The 15065-nt window shown below is 43.2% G+C and carries 11 protein-coding genes; 3 read left to right on the forward strand and 8 right to left on the reverse strand.

From position 1 onward, the window contains the following. Window positions 1-140 precede the first annotated feature (140 nt). Complete coding sequence (locus tag AC59IL_RS14535) at window positions 141-2978, forward strand: PAS domain S-box protein (RefSeq protein WP_496552873.1); 2838 nt, start codon at window positions 141-143, stop codon at window positions 2976-2978. A 12-nt stretch (window positions 2979-2990) separates the two neighbouring features. Here AC59IL_RS14535 and AC59IL_RS14540 read toward each other — a convergent pair whose 3' ends face one another. The 4 genes from AC59IL_RS14540 to AC59IL_RS14555 all read right to left on the reverse strand — a co-directional run bounded on the left by AC59IL_RS14540 (window position 2991) and on the right by AC59IL_RS14555 (window position 9539). Continuing rightward, on the reverse strand, window positions 2991-4007 hold the full coding sequence (locus tag AC59IL_RS14540; RefSeq protein WP_496552874.1) for a LacI family DNA-binding transcriptional regulator: 1017 nt from the start codon (window positions 4005-4007) through the stop codon (window positions 2991-2993). 59 nt (window positions 4008-4066) lie between these two features. Then, window positions 4067-6361: a GH92 family glycosyl hydrolase gene (locus tag AC59IL_RS14545; protein ID WP_496552875.1), complete on the reverse strand. Its 2295-nt coding sequence runs from the start codon at window positions 6359-6361 to the stop codon at window positions 4067-4069. A gap of 640 nt (window positions 6362-7001) precedes the next feature. Then, window positions 7002-8111 carry a formylglycine-generating enzyme family protein gene (locus AC59IL_RS14550; RefSeq protein ID WP_496552876.1) on the reverse strand — a complete coding sequence of 370 codons (1110 nt, stop codon included), beginning with the start codon at window positions 8109-8111 and terminating at the stop codon, window positions 7002-7004. Window positions 8112-8120: 9 nt separating this feature from the next. After that, entirely contained in the window at window positions 8121-9539 is a 1419-nt protein-coding gene (locus tag AC59IL_RS14555; RefSeq protein WP_496552877.1) for an arylsulfatase, read from the reverse strand. A 186-nt stretch (window positions 9540-9725) separates the two neighbouring features. Between AC59IL_RS14555 and AC59IL_RS14560 the strand changes: the two genes are divergently transcribed. Continuing rightward, a complete protein-coding gene (locus tag AC59IL_RS14560) occupies window positions 9726-10547 on the forward strand; it encodes a purine-nucleoside phosphorylase (RefSeq protein ID WP_496552878.1) in 822 nt (273 codons plus the stop codon). A 71-nt stretch (window positions 10548-10618) separates the two neighbouring features. Here AC59IL_RS14560 and AC59IL_RS14565 read toward each other — a convergent pair whose 3' ends face one another. Together AC59IL_RS14565 and AC59IL_RS14570 are read right to left on the reverse strand one after the other, a co-directional pair. Continuing rightward, window positions 10619-10873, reverse strand: a complete 255-nt coding sequence (locus AC59IL_RS14565; RefSeq protein WP_496552879.1) for a hypothetical protein — start codon at window positions 10871-10873, stop codon at window positions 10619-10621. 161 nt (window positions 10874-11034) lie between these two features. Next, window positions 11035-11418 (reverse strand): response regulator, encoded by a 384-nt coding sequence (locus AC59IL_RS14570; protein ID WP_496552880.1) that lies wholly within the window; start codon window positions 11416-11418, stop codon window positions 11035-11037. Window positions 11419-11551: 133 nt separating this feature from the next. Between AC59IL_RS14570 and AC59IL_RS14575 the strand changes: the two genes are divergently transcribed. Continuing rightward, window positions 11552-12451 carry a serine hydrolase gene (locus AC59IL_RS14575; RefSeq protein ID WP_496552881.1) on the forward strand — a complete coding sequence of 300 codons (900 nt, stop codon included), beginning with the start codon at window positions 11552-11554 and terminating at the stop codon, window positions 12449-12451. A 134-nt stretch (window positions 12452-12585) separates the two neighbouring features. On the opposite strand, the gene AC59IL_RS14580 is transcribed toward AC59IL_RS14575, so the two are convergent. Together AC59IL_RS14580 and AC59IL_RS14585 are read right to left on the reverse strand one after the other, a co-directional pair. Further along, a complete protein-coding gene (locus AC59IL_RS14580; protein WP_496552882.1) occupies window positions 12586-13554 on the reverse strand; it encodes a cation diffusion facilitator family transporter in 969 nt (322 codons plus the stop codon). 699 nt (window positions 13555-14253) lie between these two features. Beyond that, window positions 14254-14943, reverse strand: a complete 690-nt coding sequence (locus tag AC59IL_RS14585) for a hypothetical protein (RefSeq protein WP_496552883.1) — start codon at window positions 14941-14943, stop codon at window positions 14254-14256. Window positions 14944-15065: the final 122 nt, after the last annotated feature.

Raw genomic sequence — 15065 nt, forward strand, 5'->3', positions numbered from 1 at the left:
GCCCCAATTTTCGAAAAATAGTGGGGAAGTGAGCTTTGTGATATAATGGTTTAAATGACAATCGATTATCAGTAATAAAGGAAGTAACGCACGGTGGCATGGTATTTTTAAAAATATTATACATTACGTTCATCTTCAACATGAAATCAAAGCAAATACCGAATGCTGAATTTTTGCCTGAAAAGGAAAATGACCCCATAACCAGTTTCATATCAGAGAACAGTTCGTTTACTATGAATGATTTTGGAGCCATAGCCGCTGTTATTGGTGAAAAAGCAGCCAAAACAGAAAATACACAACAAGAGGTTTTTTTTCAGCAATTTCTGAACACGTTTCCGGTAGCTGTTTATACCTGCGATGAAAAGGGCTATATTAAGCATTTTAATTATGCAGCCGTTGAGCTTTTCGGACGTATTCCCCAACGGGGCAAAGACCTGTGGACGGCTTCATGGAAAACATACGATATAGCAGGAGTTCAGCTTAGTAAGGATGAATTTCCCATGGCCATTGCAATAAAAGAATGCAGGAGTGTTTTTGGTCGCGAAATAGTTATTGAGCGACCCGATGGCACGCGCCGCACTGTAACGCCTTACCCGCAACCTGTTTTCAACCAGCAAAATAAAATTGTTGGCGGTATTAATGTGGTTATTGATATCACCGCGCAAAAAGAAACTCAATATGCCTTGAAAGAAACCGAAAATTTATATGAGCAGTTAATACAGGCGCTGCCTGCCGCCATTTATACCTGTGATGCCCGGGGATACATTTCACTTTACAATAAAGCAGCCGTTGATCTTTGGGGTCGCGAACCGGCATCAGGAACAGAATTATGGTGCGGGTCATGGAAAATTTATAAGCCTGATGGAACACCCATGCCGCTTGAGCAATGCCCGATGGCCATTGCTTTAAAAGAAGGCAGGATAGTTTCGGATGAAGAAATTATTATTGAACGCCCCGACGGTGTTAAGAGAAATATAATGCCCCATCCCCGCCCGTTTTTTAATGCAAGTGGCAAAATTGCAGGAGCCGTGAATATGCTGGTCGATATTACCGACAGCAGGGTCGTTGAAGAAAAAAAAGGTCATTTTGCTTCTATTGTTCAATTTAGTGACGATGCTATTATAAGCAAAACATTAACCGGCGTTGTAACCAGCTGGAACAATGCTGCAGAAAGAATATTCGGCTATACGGCCGATGAAATGATCGGGCAGCCTATTACCAAAATTCTTCCCCCCGATCGCCTGACTGAAGAACCACTGATACTGGAACGTTTAAAGAAAGGTGAACGGGTAGACCACTTCGAAACCAAACGTATTACCAAAGACGGAAAACTGCTCGATATTTCTTTAACCATTTCTCCGGTTAAAGACAGCAAGGGACGCATCATCGGCGCATCGAAAATTGCCCGCGATATAACCGCCCAAAAGAAAGCCGAGTTACGAATACGCGAAAGCGAAGAACGGTTGCGGCAGGCTACCCATGGCGCCGATCTCGGCACATTTTCATGGGACATAGCCAACCAGGTATTTAATTTTTCAGACCGGCTTGCGCATATATACGGTTATACGCATACTGCCCGGTTAACATATGAAGACCTGAATGATGCTATTTATCGTGAAGACAAATCAATTGCAGAAACAGCATTCGAAAAAGCGCTGAAGACAAGCATTTTGAATTACCAGGTTCGCATTGTTTTACCCAACATCAACCAAACCATTCGATGGATACGGTTAAATGCAAAAATTTCTTTCGACGAAACGCTGACCCCCTTAAAAATACAGGGCATTGTAATGGATATAACCGAGCAAAAGGAATCTGAACAGCGGGTAAGGGAAAGTGAAGAACGGTTGCGCCTGGCCGCAGAAGCCGCCGAATTAGGCATGTGGGATGTTGACCTGATAACAGGCGTAACAGTGGCGTCGCAGGAACATCGCAGGATACTCGGATACGCAAAAAATGAACAATGGGATTACGATAAATACCTGCAATATATTCATCCCGAAGACCAAGACATGGTGCAAAAAGCCTTTCAGCTGGCGCTGAAAACCGGCAGTATGGCTTATGAAGCACGCATTACAAAACCCGATAAAACCGAACGCTGGATCAGGGTAAACGGTACCACGATGTACGATAAAAAACATGTTCCGGTTCGTTTACTGTGTACCACCCTTGATATTACCGATCAAAAGAAAGCCAAAGAAGCGCTTGAGAACATGGTGCTGGAACGCACCCAGGAATTGCGGCACACTAACGAACAGCTTGAAAGATCGAATCACGAGCTGGAGCAGTTTGCTTATATAGCCAGTCACGACCTGCAGGAGCCGTTGCGCAAAATTCAAACTTTTGCCGACCTGGTTAAAGATCACCTGCACGACAGGGCAATCAGCGAACGGTATTTCAATAAAATAAACTCTTCGGCCCAGCGCATGTCGATGCTGATCAACGATGTGTTGAATTACTCACGTCTTACAAAAACAGACGAGCAGTTTACAGATACCGATCTGAACAGGATATTAAAACAGGTAATGTCTGATTTTGAATTACTCATCGAACAAAAACAAGCTGTTATAAAGTATTCCGAATTGCCGGTTATTAAAGGAATACCCCTGCAATTAAACCAGCTTTTCTCGAACCTGATCAGTAATTCACTGAAGTTTTCTGAAAGTAAACCCGAGATCAGCATCAGCTGGAAAATACTCCCTGCCAATGAAATTGAAAGAAAATACCCGCGCCTGAATGTTGATAATACCTATATGGAGCTTATTTTTAAAGATAACGGCATTGGCTTTGAGCAACAATATGCCGAACAGATATTTATTATTTTCCAAAGGCTGAATAATTTGAAAACATATTCCGGCACCGGCATTGGACTGGCCCTTTGTAAAAAGATCGTAGATCACCACGAAGGCATTATTACCGCCAGCAGTGAAAAAGGCCAGGGCGCCATGTTTACCATTATATTACCGGTTAAGCACTAAGGTATTACTACACTATGTACTTCCACGCACTATTAAATTGGCTTCCAGCTCAACCTGAGTTTTTTGAAAACCGGCGTCGATATTTTCGCATTGCTCCATGAGCATGGCTACTGCTTTTTTGGCAATAGCTTCAACAGGTTGCTGAATACTGGTTATGCCCGGTGGATACAGTCGGAAAATATCATGATCGTCAAAACTGATCATGGCAATATCCTGCGGTATTGCCATTTTTAACCGGTTAATGCTTTCAAGCCCTAATATGCCCAGGTAGTTGGTGGCAAAGAACAATGCATCCAGTTGCGGGTTGGTTTGTAATAAAGCAGTAATGAGCTCAATAGCTTCTTCACGCTGATGCACATATGGTATTTTCAAAATAAGATCTTTATTCAACCGTATATTCTGTTTACCCAGTGCTCCTATATACCCATCGAGGCGTTGCTCCATTTGAATAATATCAAGGTCAACCGTAACAAAACCTATTTCACGGTAACCGCGCGAAAATAAATGCATCATGCCCTGTTCAATAGCATCGGCGTTATTAACCAGCACGCACGAGGCTTCTACTGCCGGCAAATACCGGTCGAGCAAAACAATAGGCCGGTGCAGCTGAACCAATTGCTGCAACTCTTCTTCCATATGCGGTACAGGCGTAATTAAAAAGCCATCTACCTGCCTTTGCGAAAGCATATTGATCAATTCCTTACCCTTTCCTGCATTGTTTTCGGTACTGCAATACACCACCCGGTAACCATACTGCTCGGCTTCTTCTTCAATGGTTTTTGCCAGTGATGCGAAAAATATATTACCGATATTTTCCACAATCAACCCCAACGTTTTCGATTTGCCGGTTCGCAAACTTATAGCGAGCTGGTTGGGATAGTACCCTTCTTTCCGGGCAATTTCAAGCACCCGCTTTTCAACCGTTTCACTAATACGCATTTTACGGGCCTTGCCGTTTAATACGAATGACACTGTAGACGATGCCACGCCCGCCATTTGAGCAATATCCTTGATAGATAGTTTTTTCATATTGGAATTATGCCTGAGTTAAATGCTGATTGATACTGTTAATTCCTGCTATTTATTAATCAGAAGCCTTTTACTTCAGATGATACTGAAAACGGAAATGCAGCCGGTGCTGTTCCCCGGGTATAGCTGGGTTCTTTTTTCAAATCGAACACAAGCGTACCGCCTTTTTGTAACTCGTTATGACCGATCCAGTTTTTCGTATGCACTGCACCGTTCAATAAAATATTATTTATATAGAAGGTGTTTTTATCTGCAGCCGGCGCCTGTATAACCAGTTTATGGCCATTTTCAAATGTAAGCGTTGCCTTGCGGAACAACGGAGTACCAAAAACATATTGGGGCGTACCAGGACAAACCGGATAAAAACCCAACGCCGAGAACACATACCAGGCCGAGGTTTGGCCATTATCTTCATCACCACAATAACCATCGGGCGTAGCGTGATACAGCTTATTCATCACCTGGCGTATCCAGTACTGCGTTTTCCAGGGTTCACCGGCGTAGTTGTATAAATATATCATATGCTGAATGGGCTGATTGCCATGGGCATACTGTCCCATATTCATGATTTGCATTTCGCGTATTTCATGAATTACGCCACCATAATAACTTTCGTCGAACACAGGCGGCAGGGCAAATACCGAATCGAGCATTTTAGCAAATTGCTTACGGCCACCCATCAGGTTAGCCAGCCCCTGCACATCATGAAATACACTCCAGGTATAATGCCAGCTGTTTCCTTCGGTAAATGCATCACCCCATTTATACGGATTAAAGGGCGATTGAAATTGTCCATCCTTATTTTTTCCACGCATCAGTTTGGTCGAACTATCGAACAGATTGCGATAGTTCATACTGCGGCGGGAAAAGCGTTCAATTTCATCTTTGGGCCGGTTCAATGATTTTGCCAATTGGCTGATGGTGAAATCATCATAGGCATATTCGAGTGTGCGGGCCGCATTTTCGTTTATTTTAACATCATAAGGCACGTAACCCAGCTCGTTATAGTACTGCGCACCCTTGCGGCCTACCGATGTAAGCGGCCCTTCATTCTCAGTATTTTTTAATATGGCCTTGTAAAGGGTATTGATATCATAGCCCCTGATGCCTTTAATATATGAATCGGCAATGAGCGATGCCGAATTGGAGCCTACCATACAATCGCGATGACCCGGACTTGCCCATTCGGGTAGCCAGCCGCTTTCGTTATAGGTATTTACCAATCCCTGCATGATCTGGCTGTTTAAAGTTGGGTACATGAGCGTAAAGAATGGAAATACGGCCCTGAACGTATCCCAAAAACCATTATCGGTAAACAGGTAACCGGGCAATACCTGACCATTATAAGGACTATAATGAACAACCTCATTGGCTTTGTTATATTCAAAAAATTTGCGTGGGAATAACAAAACACGATATAAGCACGAATAGAATGTTTGCAATTGTTCAGGTGTACCACCTTCAACCAGTAACCGGCTCAGCTCGTGATTCCAGGTCTGGCGACCTTTTGTACAGGTGGCATCAAATGAATCGTTGCCTATTTCGCGTTGGGCATTTAATTCGGCCTGTTCAAAGCTGATAAATGAAGACGCTACTTTCAGGTGCACCTGCTCGCCTTTTTTCGTTTTAAATCCAATCACAGCACCTGTATGATCGGCCTTTAACTCCAGTGTATCTTTTGCCAGTGATTTATCGTGCCATGTGTGCGCTATGGAAAAATCCTTATCGGCATATATAACAAAATAATTTTTGAAGTTATCGGGTACACCACCGCTATTGGCAGATGTATAGCCAATGATCTTTCTTTCAGCGGGAATTACTTTTATATAAGACCCCTTGTTGAAGGCATCTACCACAATAAAAGAACTGTCGCTTGCCGGAAAAGTAAACCGCAATTGCGCCGCACGTTCGGTGGGTGTAATTTCGGTGGTAACATCTGCGTCGGCCAGGTAAACGCTATAGTAGTAAGGCGTTGATTTTTCTGATTTATGCGAAAACCAGCTTGCCCGTGCATCCTGATCGAATTGCATTTTATGGGTAACGGGCATAATGCTGAATTGGCCGTAATCATTGATCCAGGGCGAAGGCTGATGCGTTTGTTTAAAACCACGGATCTTGTCGGCAGCGTATTGGTAGGTCCAGCCGTTGCCCATGGTATTGGTTTGAGGCACCCAAAAATTCATCCCCCATGGAAGTGCTATAGCTGGATACGTATTTCCGTTAGACAGGCTGGGTTTTGAATCGGTGCCCATTAATGGGTTTACATAATCTACCGGGTCGGTTGTTGTTTGAATGATCTGAGCATTCGCAAACAAAGAACCGAAAGCAATCGCCAGGCAAATGAAAACTCTCATTTTCAGTTAATTTTTAATATAATTATACCAGTATCAGGCCGGTAAAATTTGTAACAATGTTACACTTCTAAAACGATTTTGCAAAAATTTATTTTCGTAGGGTCCGATTTTAATGGGAGCAGATTTTTGTGTAAGGCGGGGAGAAAGTCAATGGGCAGTGGGTAGTGGGCAGTAGTCGGAGGCCAGGAGGCAACAGGCGGTAATCAATGGGCAGTAGGCAGAGGTTAAGAGGTAACAGAAAAAGGCAACAGGAGGCGGTAATCAATCAATAGGCAATAGTCAAGGATCAAAGGTCAAAGGCTCAAGGCTCAAGGCTCAAGGCTCAAGGATCAAGGCTCAAGGATCAAAGGGTTAACGACCAATGGCAAAAGCAATCAATGCTGTTTTAGTTAGCAGTTGATGGCCTGGTGGTGCGGCAGGCACAAAATACAGGTAGAAAAATCATAAAGTGTGTTATTGTTCCGCTTTACTTCGCTAAAGCTTGTCGACCACGTATCTATTAAGCTTTATACGCCTGCGCCAGCATTTTAACGCCGCATCGCAGTAGCGAGGATCAGTACAAACGAAACATGAGCGTTAAGCCTCAGGAACAAAAAACTCAGAACTCAGAACTTAAAACTTAGAACTTATTACTTAAAACTTAATTCCTCACGCACCTGAACCCGGTATGCTCCAATCCGGTATCAGGAGAAGTTTTCATACGTGCCGAAACGCGGTAGCTGGCGCAATAGGAAGCATGGCATAAAAACGAGCCGCCGCGAACCACTCTTTTGGGAACCGTTGGCTCTTCGGGATCGTAACTGGCAGCAGGACCTGCAGGGTTCACCAGTTTTCTACCACCTGCCTGGGTATAATAATCCGAACGGTACCAGTCTGAACACCATTCCCATACATTACCGGCTATATCATATAAACCATATGCATTCGGCGCAAATGATTTAACCGGCGCTACGCGATCAAACCCATCAGCCTTTGTATTTCGATCAGGGAAATGACCCTGCCATACATTGGCTTTCGGTTGTCCTTTGTCTACAGGTTCGCTACCCCAGCTATAGGGCTGGTTGGTTAAACCCGCCCGGGCGGCAAATTCCCATTCAGCTTCGGTCGGCAATCGCTTACCGGCCCATTTTGCGTAGGCGTTCGCATCATCCCACGACACCTGTACAACCGGATAATTATCTTTTCCTTTTATACTGCTGCCGGGTCCTTCGGGATGTTTCCAGTCGGCCCCTTTAACCCAGCTCCACCACTGGCTAACATCATTAAGCGCAACAGGAACTGATGGTGGTGTAAATACCAGAGAGGCCGCTACCAGCAAACTGTCGGCTGGTTTTGGTGTGCCGGGTGGCAATTGCTTTTTTAATGCTTCCCAATCGGGTTTTAGTTCTGCAGTTGTAACATAACCGGTAGCATCTACAAACTTTTTGAACATGGCATTGGTTACTTCGGTGGCATCCATCCAAAAAGCATCAACCCGCACGGCATGCTGCGGATACTCATCGGGCCTCCCCTCTTTGTCGGCCGCCCCCATTAAATATTCACCACCCGGAATTTTTACCATGCCAGCATAGGAAATACTATCAGTTGCACGAATGACAATAGTTGATTTACCTGCAGTAAAACGTGCCGGTACATTCGACGAGCACGACATTACCGTATCTTTTGCAGGAATGCTTTTATTACCGCTTGCCTGTGCGCAGCCTGTAAGCGATACAACTATTACCCCTATCCAAAACTCATGTAACTTCATATGCTACTTTTACTCGGTTTTCGATGCACCCGTAAACAATGGAAAGTCTGCACTTTCGCGGTGCTGTTGCTTCATTATTTTTTTGATCGCCTGTACCACATCGGGATGTTGATCAGCTACATTATTTTTTTCTGCAGCATCCGTTTGCAGATCGTATAATTCAATGGGACCATCCGCATCTTTAATAACGTTTAACTTAACGCCTTTCCATTTACCCATACGTACAGCCTGTTTACCGCCCTGCTCATGAAACTCCCAATACAACCAGGGATGTGATAGCTGATTTTTTTGCGATAACAAAACAGGTACTATTGAAATGCCATCAATGTTTTTGGGAGCAGGCGTTTTCGCAAGCTCTGTAAACGTGGGCATAAAATCCCAGAAGGCGCCGGTAAAGTTTGACATACTGCCGGCTTTCACTTTGCCCGGCCACCAGGCGATCATCGGCTCGCGAATACCACCTTCGTACAAATCGCGCTTTATGCCACGCAGCGAGCCGTTGCTGTTAAAATAGGAAGGATCGTTACCACCTTCTTTATGCGGACCATTATCGCTGGTAAAAATCACCAACGTATTTTTATCAATTCCAAGTTGTTTTAATTGTTGAATGATCTGGCCAACATAAGCATCGAGGCGGCTCACCATGGCAGCATAGGCAGCACGGGGATAAGCCTGGTCTGCATATCCGCCTGCATCGGCAGATTTTACCTGCACAGGCTGTTCATTAAATTTCCCTTTATATTTTTCAAACAAACTGTCGTCGGGCACCTGCAATGCCGCATGGGGTAACGTATACGACAGGTATAAAAAGAATGGTTTGTTCTTTTGCTGACCGATAAACTGCAACGCCTTTTGCTGTATGAGCTCAGCCGAATAGGTGTTATGCTCACTAAAATCAACACGACGATCGTTTTCCCACAAATGATCGGGATAATAATCATGCGCCAGGCTTTGACAATTGTAGCCGTAAAAGAAATCAAATCCCTGCTTAATGGGATCGCCCGATGATGCTACCGATCCCAGGCCCCATTTGCCAAAATCACCGGTTGTATAGCCTGCCTTTTTCAATACTTCGGCAATCGTAATTGCCGAATCAGGGATGGGCCACTGCCCTTCGGGCTTAACACCCTTGTTGCCCCGTATGGGCGTATGGCCCGTATGCTGCCCTGTTAGTAAAGATGAACGGGATGGTGCACATACCGCAGTACCTGCATAAAATTGCGTAAACCGCATGCCCTGTTTTGCCATGGCATCGAGGTTTGGAGTTTCGATCAGTTGCTGACCATAACAACCCAGGTCGCCGTAACCCAAATCATCGGCCAGTATGAAAATAATATTCGGCCCTCTTGCAACATTGCTCTTTTGTGCCTGGCTGCTGTTAACCAGCAGCATAATACAAATAAAAAATCCAATATAAGGTTTACCCATGACTATTGTATTTTGTTACCGGATTATCCCACTAAAATAGTAGATTTTATAATACGTGCATTTATTAAGCGAAAGGTATTTTATTTATTGAAGAATGCCAATGCATACTCTTAACAACAATTATTAAAATATTTTAATAGCGTAAATACCGGCATTAATACTTTATTTTGAAACAAAAATCAGGGCATGAACCATATCACGGAAAAAATAAATGAAACCGCGCGCTTTTTACAGGATAAAGGTTTTACCGGAGCTTCTGTTGCAATAGTACTGGGCACCGGCCTGGGCTCGTTTATCGACCGGGTTCAGGTGATTCAGCAAATTGATTATAATGAAATTCCGCATTTTCCGGTATCTACTGTTGAATCTCATAAAGGACGACTTATACTGGCTTCTACCGGCAATAAAAAATTGCTGATCATGCAGGGAAGGTTTCATTATTACGAAGGTTACAGTATGCAACAGATCACCTTCCCGGTGCGTGTATTTAAGCAATTGGGTGTACCCAATCTGTTATTGAGCAATGCAGCCGGTGGCATGAACCCCAACTTCCGCAAGGGCGATCTGGTTGTACTTACCGACCACATCAACATGCAGCCTGAAAATCCGTTGCGTGGTTTACATGAACCCGCATTAGGTCCACGCTTTCCCGATATGAGCCAACCATACGATGCACACTTAAATGAATTGCTGATAAAAGCAGCTGCAGGCTTATCAGTTCCGCTTAAACAAGGCATTTATGTTGCCGTGCCGGGACCCAATCTTGAAACCCGGGCCGAATACCGTTTTCTTCGTGCCGCCGGTGCCGATATGGTAGGTATGAGCACAGTGCCTGAAGTAATTGTAGCCAATCAGATCGGACTGCGATGCGCAGCAGTGAGTGTAATTACCGATGAATGCGATCCTGATAATCTGCATGCCGTGAATATTGAAGATATAATAGCAGTGGCTGGCAAAGCCGATCAACAACTAAGTCCGGTATTCAAAGCGGTGATAGAATTATTATAATAAAAAAACCTCCCGTACTTTCAGTGTGAAGCGCGGGAGGTTGAATTGCAGAATCTACTCCGGAAACTAACTTATGAATCTTTTCGAAGGGCAGGTATCTTTTTTTCAGTTTTTTGCGGAGGGTTCAATGGCGGATTAACTTCAGGTTCCCGTTTATTATTATCTTTTGACTGCCTGTTAATTTTATCCGACTTTTCTTCAACCGGTTCTTCGTTTTCATCAATATGCCCACCCTGCGGTACAACATTATCTCCTTCGATAAAGCCCTTTTGCTGATCACGGTCTTTATCTTTATCCTTCGTGCTCACTTTTTTATTGGTATGCATAAAAACAGATTTTGTTTTAGTAATCAGTTTACCGGTATGAAAGAAAAAAATATACCATTTGTAAACCAGTTAGTTACTAAAGCGGGCAGGTAAACGATGAGTATAATTCTCCACGAAGAGAAGTTGTAAGTTGTAAGTTCTAAGTTTTAAGTTTAAGTCCCTTAGCTTAAGAGGGTTTGCAATAGCTGGCAGAGGTCTGAGAAGCGGGATGGTTTGGTGATAAAATCCTCTGCACCTAATTCACGGGTTTTTGCAATATCATTGGGATTAGAGCTGGTAGTATAAACAATTACCGGTATGTTCTTTAACGTATTATTGCTTTTAATTTCCTTTAAAAACTGTAATCCGCTCATGCGGGGCATATTCAAATCTACAAAAATATAATCGGGTAACACTTTAACCGACGCAAGAACCTGCAGAGCATCGTATCCATTGGTTGCTGTTAATAACGCAAGATCTTCATCAACTTTTGCCAAAGCCGATTTGAATATTTCCTGATCATCCATGTCGTCGTCTACAAGGAACAAAAGCTGGTTCTGAAGCATTAAGCAAGGTTTGAGAATAGTACATACTGGCTGGATCAAGGTAATCATTTTTGCACATACCGAACTTATCTTTTTTAGAGGCGGCACTTCGAAAATGCATTTTCCATTATCTTCGGCATTATAACTTTCGGTTATGTTGAACAACTACCGCATTTTCCTTTTCCTTAGTACATTATTTATTTTTACTGCCTGTTCAAATCGTATGACGTTAAACAAACTAACGGACCAGATCAATGAGAAGCTGAGTGAACAAAAAGGCGATTTTGCTGTAGCCTTTAAAGACCTTAGCACGGGCGAACAAATATTAATAAACGATCAAACTTTTTTTCATGCGGCCAGCACCATGAAAACGCCTGTTATGATAGAAGTATACAAGCAGGCTGCGGCTGGTGCTTTTTCGCTGCAGGACTCGTTCGTAATTAAAAATGAATTCAGAAGTATTGTGGACCGCAGCGTTTTCACCTTAAACCCTGCCGACGACAGCGACTCAACATTATACCGGCATGCAGGTGAAAAAACAACATTGTACAATCTTGTATATGACATGATCATTAAAAGCAGCAACCTCGCAACCAATATGGTTATTGAGCTGGTCGATGCACGAAAAGTTACACAAACCATGCGGCAGCTGGGCGCGCAACATATACAAATATTGCGGGGCGTTGAAGATTCAAAGGCATTTGAAAAAGGGTTGAACAACATAACTACCGCCAGTGATCTGATGCTCATTTATGAAAAAATGGCAAAAGGCGAAATAGTCAACAGTGCAGCCTGCCAGGCCATGATAAAAATATTGATTGATCAGCAGTTCAATGAAATCATTCCGGCCCGTTTACCAAAAGAAGTTAAGGTAGCTCACAAAACCGGTAATATCTCACACGTTCAGCACGATTCGGGCATCGTGTTCTTACCTAATGGGAAAAAATATGTGCTGGTATTGTTATCAAAAAATCTGCAAAACGAAGAAGCTGCGACTAAGGCGATGGCCGAAGTGTCGGAGATGATTTATAAGTACGTGAATCGGCAATCGTGAAACGGCAGTCTTATGTTACAGGTTTCAAGTTGCGGGTTTCAGGGCTTCAGAAGCAGTTATTCCCTGCAACATGTAACCTGTAACCTGTAACCTGAAACTGGTACTGGTACCCATTAACTTGTTGACTTATCAACTTATTCCTGCTTCTTACTTCCAGCTTCCAGCTTCATCTCCATCTCTTCCGTCGAACAATGAGTAGTCTCAGATTCCAGCTCAATAGTGCTGTGATGAATATTGTGATGCAGTAATTCATGTTTCAGATGCTGTATCACTTTCAGCTTTTCGTCGAACGGCAGGCGATCATCGACAATTACATGGGCCGTAAGCGCATTTTCGGTTGTACTTATAGGCCATATGTGAATATGATGTACGTTCACAATATGTTTAACCGACTGTATAACAGCAGTGATCTGCTGCAGTTCAATGCCTGAGGGCACGGCATCTACCGACATTTTAAAACTATCGGTAAACAACGACCAGGTGCTTATAAGAATAATGATCATTATAACCAGCCCGATAATGGGGTCTAACCAAAACCAGCCGGTATAAGATATCACAATACCGCCAATCACCACGCCTACCGATACCATGGCATCGGCCAGTAAGTGCCAGTAAGCGCCTTTTATATTCAGGTCGGCATCTTTATTCTTAAAAAACAAAAACGCCGAAATACCATTAATGGCTATACCAACTGCAGCCACCCAGGCAATTCCGTAGCCCTGTACAACCGGCGGATGCTGCAACCGTTGAAACGATTCATATCCCAGAATACCTATTGCAATCAGTAAAAGCACAGCATTTACCAGTGCAGCCAACACAGTGGTTTTCTTATATCCGTATGTAAAGCGGTCGGTAGCCCGTTTATGCGCCAGTTTAAAAGCAATGTACGACAACAGCAAACTCAGTACATCGGCGAGGTTATGTCCGGCATCGCTGAGCAACGAGATAGATTTATACGCTAATCCGGCAAAAACTTCAACCAGCACAAATGAAATATTCAATACTATACCTATCTGAAATGCCCTCAATCCTGCTTCGCTGAATGAAACAGCATGCGAGTGAGAATGGCCATGTGAGTGATTATGTGAATGATCGTGCGCCATAATAATGAATTTCCTGATTTTGAGATTTGGTGATTTTGAGATTTAATCCCAAAATCCCTAACGCTCTGAAATTGGCTCTGCGTTGCATCCTGAAATCAATAAATTCCGGATCCGTTAAATTGCAAAATTTTCTATGTGGAATTTATTCCCCAGGGCTTAATGCTTTTACAAAGCAAAATAAAATTTGTTTCAAACTACAATCTTTTTAAATATGGCAATGACTTACAAGAAAGGCACAAGAACCAAGGTACAAGGTTCAGGGTACAAGGTCTTGCGGTTTAGTCAGGCTGACTAAATTTAAACGTCTTGAGCCTTGTTCCTTGTGCCTTGATTCCTGTACCTTGAATATTGTGCCTAACATACAAAAGCAGGTGGTAGAAACCACCTGCGAGTCACATGAGAAAAATTCTATTACCGCAACTGGTTTTATATGATCCAGGGATGAGTTGCGATAGGAAAAAAAGAAATCCCCGGAGTTCGTTAATGAAATGCTTTGATGATGAAATAGGATGCCTTCTTAACATCGATGTTGGCGAATGTTAACAGGACAGGCTGCTTTGAATAGCCCCAATGATCAGCGGGGGGCTGGACAGGATAAAAGTAAAACGTGAATCATGTATCGTGAATCGTGAAGCACCCGACAATTCAGGCGTTTTAAAATTTACCGATTGCTCCCGGCTCAACCGGGCCCGATTCACATCAACGAATTGCTTTGGAATAATGCAAGGGATGTTTATGTAAAATTTCCATGAGCATTTCAAACAAATCGTTATCCCTGAAATTGTACCGGAATTCGGTTTCCTTTACATGCAGGTACAGTGTGCCGCTGTTAAGGCCGCGGAATTTTATTAACCGCGATTTCAGCATGCCCCAGAACATATCGATTTCGTCGATATGTGACTTACCTCTGGTTAAACTGGGCACTGCTTCATTAATACGGTATAACCTGATGCTGTTAAAGTCGGCTATACCATTGTACACATGCAGACGATTTTTTTCAATGATCTCTTTATCGCCGGCTGTTTTTCCTTTTAACCAATCGTACATCCACTCTGCATCGATGTTTGCGATTTTGTCGGTGTGAATGGCAGAATCGTTTTTAAAAATGCCGTAAAACGATTTCTTTGAAGCAGCACCATTGGTACCTGCTATTCCATTTTCCGACGCATGAAAGGTAATTGATCCATTTGTAAAATGGAACGGATTTCTTTCTTCGCAAAATTTCGCAATGTGTGTGCGAATCAGTTTAAAATACGCATTTACTGTTATGCGACTAATCCCTGTAATGTTGGCGATCTGTGTGGCTGTCAGATCTTCCGAGAATAATTTAATAAGTTCCCTTACTTTCCGCTCAGAAAGATGGGCCCCCTTCAGGTATCTGTTTTTCATGGCTGCTTAGTAGGTTTGAAGTACGTAACTCTACGTAAATAAGACAATTTTTATTATACCCCGCGTGTTAAAATTTTATAAACGGCAGAGTAATAGGATATACGATTCAACCTACTTATCAT

Source organism: Niastella sp. sgz303648 (assembly GCF_059587045.1).

What these genes read in the sequence shown, in the direction of transcription:
- AC59IL_RS14535 (WP_496552873.1), top strand. Translation starts at nt 141, where the DNA reads ATGAAATCAAAGCAAATACCGAATGCTGAATTTTTGCCTGAAAAGGAA.
- AC59IL_RS14540 (WP_496552874.1), bottom strand. Translation starts at nt 4,007, where the DNA reads ATGAAAAAACTATCTATCAAGGATATTGCTCAAATGGCGGGCGTGGCA.
- AC59IL_RS14545 (WP_496552875.1), bottom strand. Translation starts at nt 6,361, where the DNA reads ATGAGAGTTTTCATTTGCCTGGCGATTGCTTTCGGTTCTTTGTTTGCG.
- AC59IL_RS14550 (WP_496552876.1), bottom strand. Translation starts at nt 8,111, where the DNA reads ATGAAGTTACATGAGTTTTGGATAGGGGTAATAGTTGTATCGCTTACA.
- AC59IL_RS14555 (WP_496552877.1), bottom strand. Translation starts at nt 9,539, where the DNA reads ATGGGTAAACCTTATATTGGATTTTTTATTTGTATTATGCTGCTGGTT.
- AC59IL_RS14560 (WP_496552878.1), top strand. Translation starts at nt 9,726, where the DNA reads ATGAACCATATCACGGAAAAAATAAATGAAACCGCGCGCTTTTTACAG.
- AC59IL_RS14565 (WP_496552879.1), bottom strand. Translation starts at nt 10,873, where the DNA reads ATGCATACCAATAAAAAAGTGAGCACGAAGGATAAAGATAAAGACCGT.
- AC59IL_RS14570 (WP_496552880.1), bottom strand. Translation starts at nt 11,418, where the DNA reads ATGCTTCAGAACCAGCTTTTGTTCCTTGTAGACGACGACATGGATGAT.
- AC59IL_RS14575 (WP_496552881.1), top strand. Translation starts at nt 11,552, where the DNA reads ATGTTGAACAACTACCGCATTTTCCTTTTCCTTAGTACATTATTTATT.
- AC59IL_RS14580 (WP_496552882.1), bottom strand. Translation starts at nt 13,554, where the DNA reads ATGGCGCACGATCATTCACATAATCACTCACATGGCCATTCTCACTCG.
- AC59IL_RS14585 (WP_496552883.1), bottom strand. Translation starts at nt 14,943, where the DNA reads ATGAAAAACAGATACCTGAAGGGGGCCCATCTTTCTGAGCGGAAAGTA.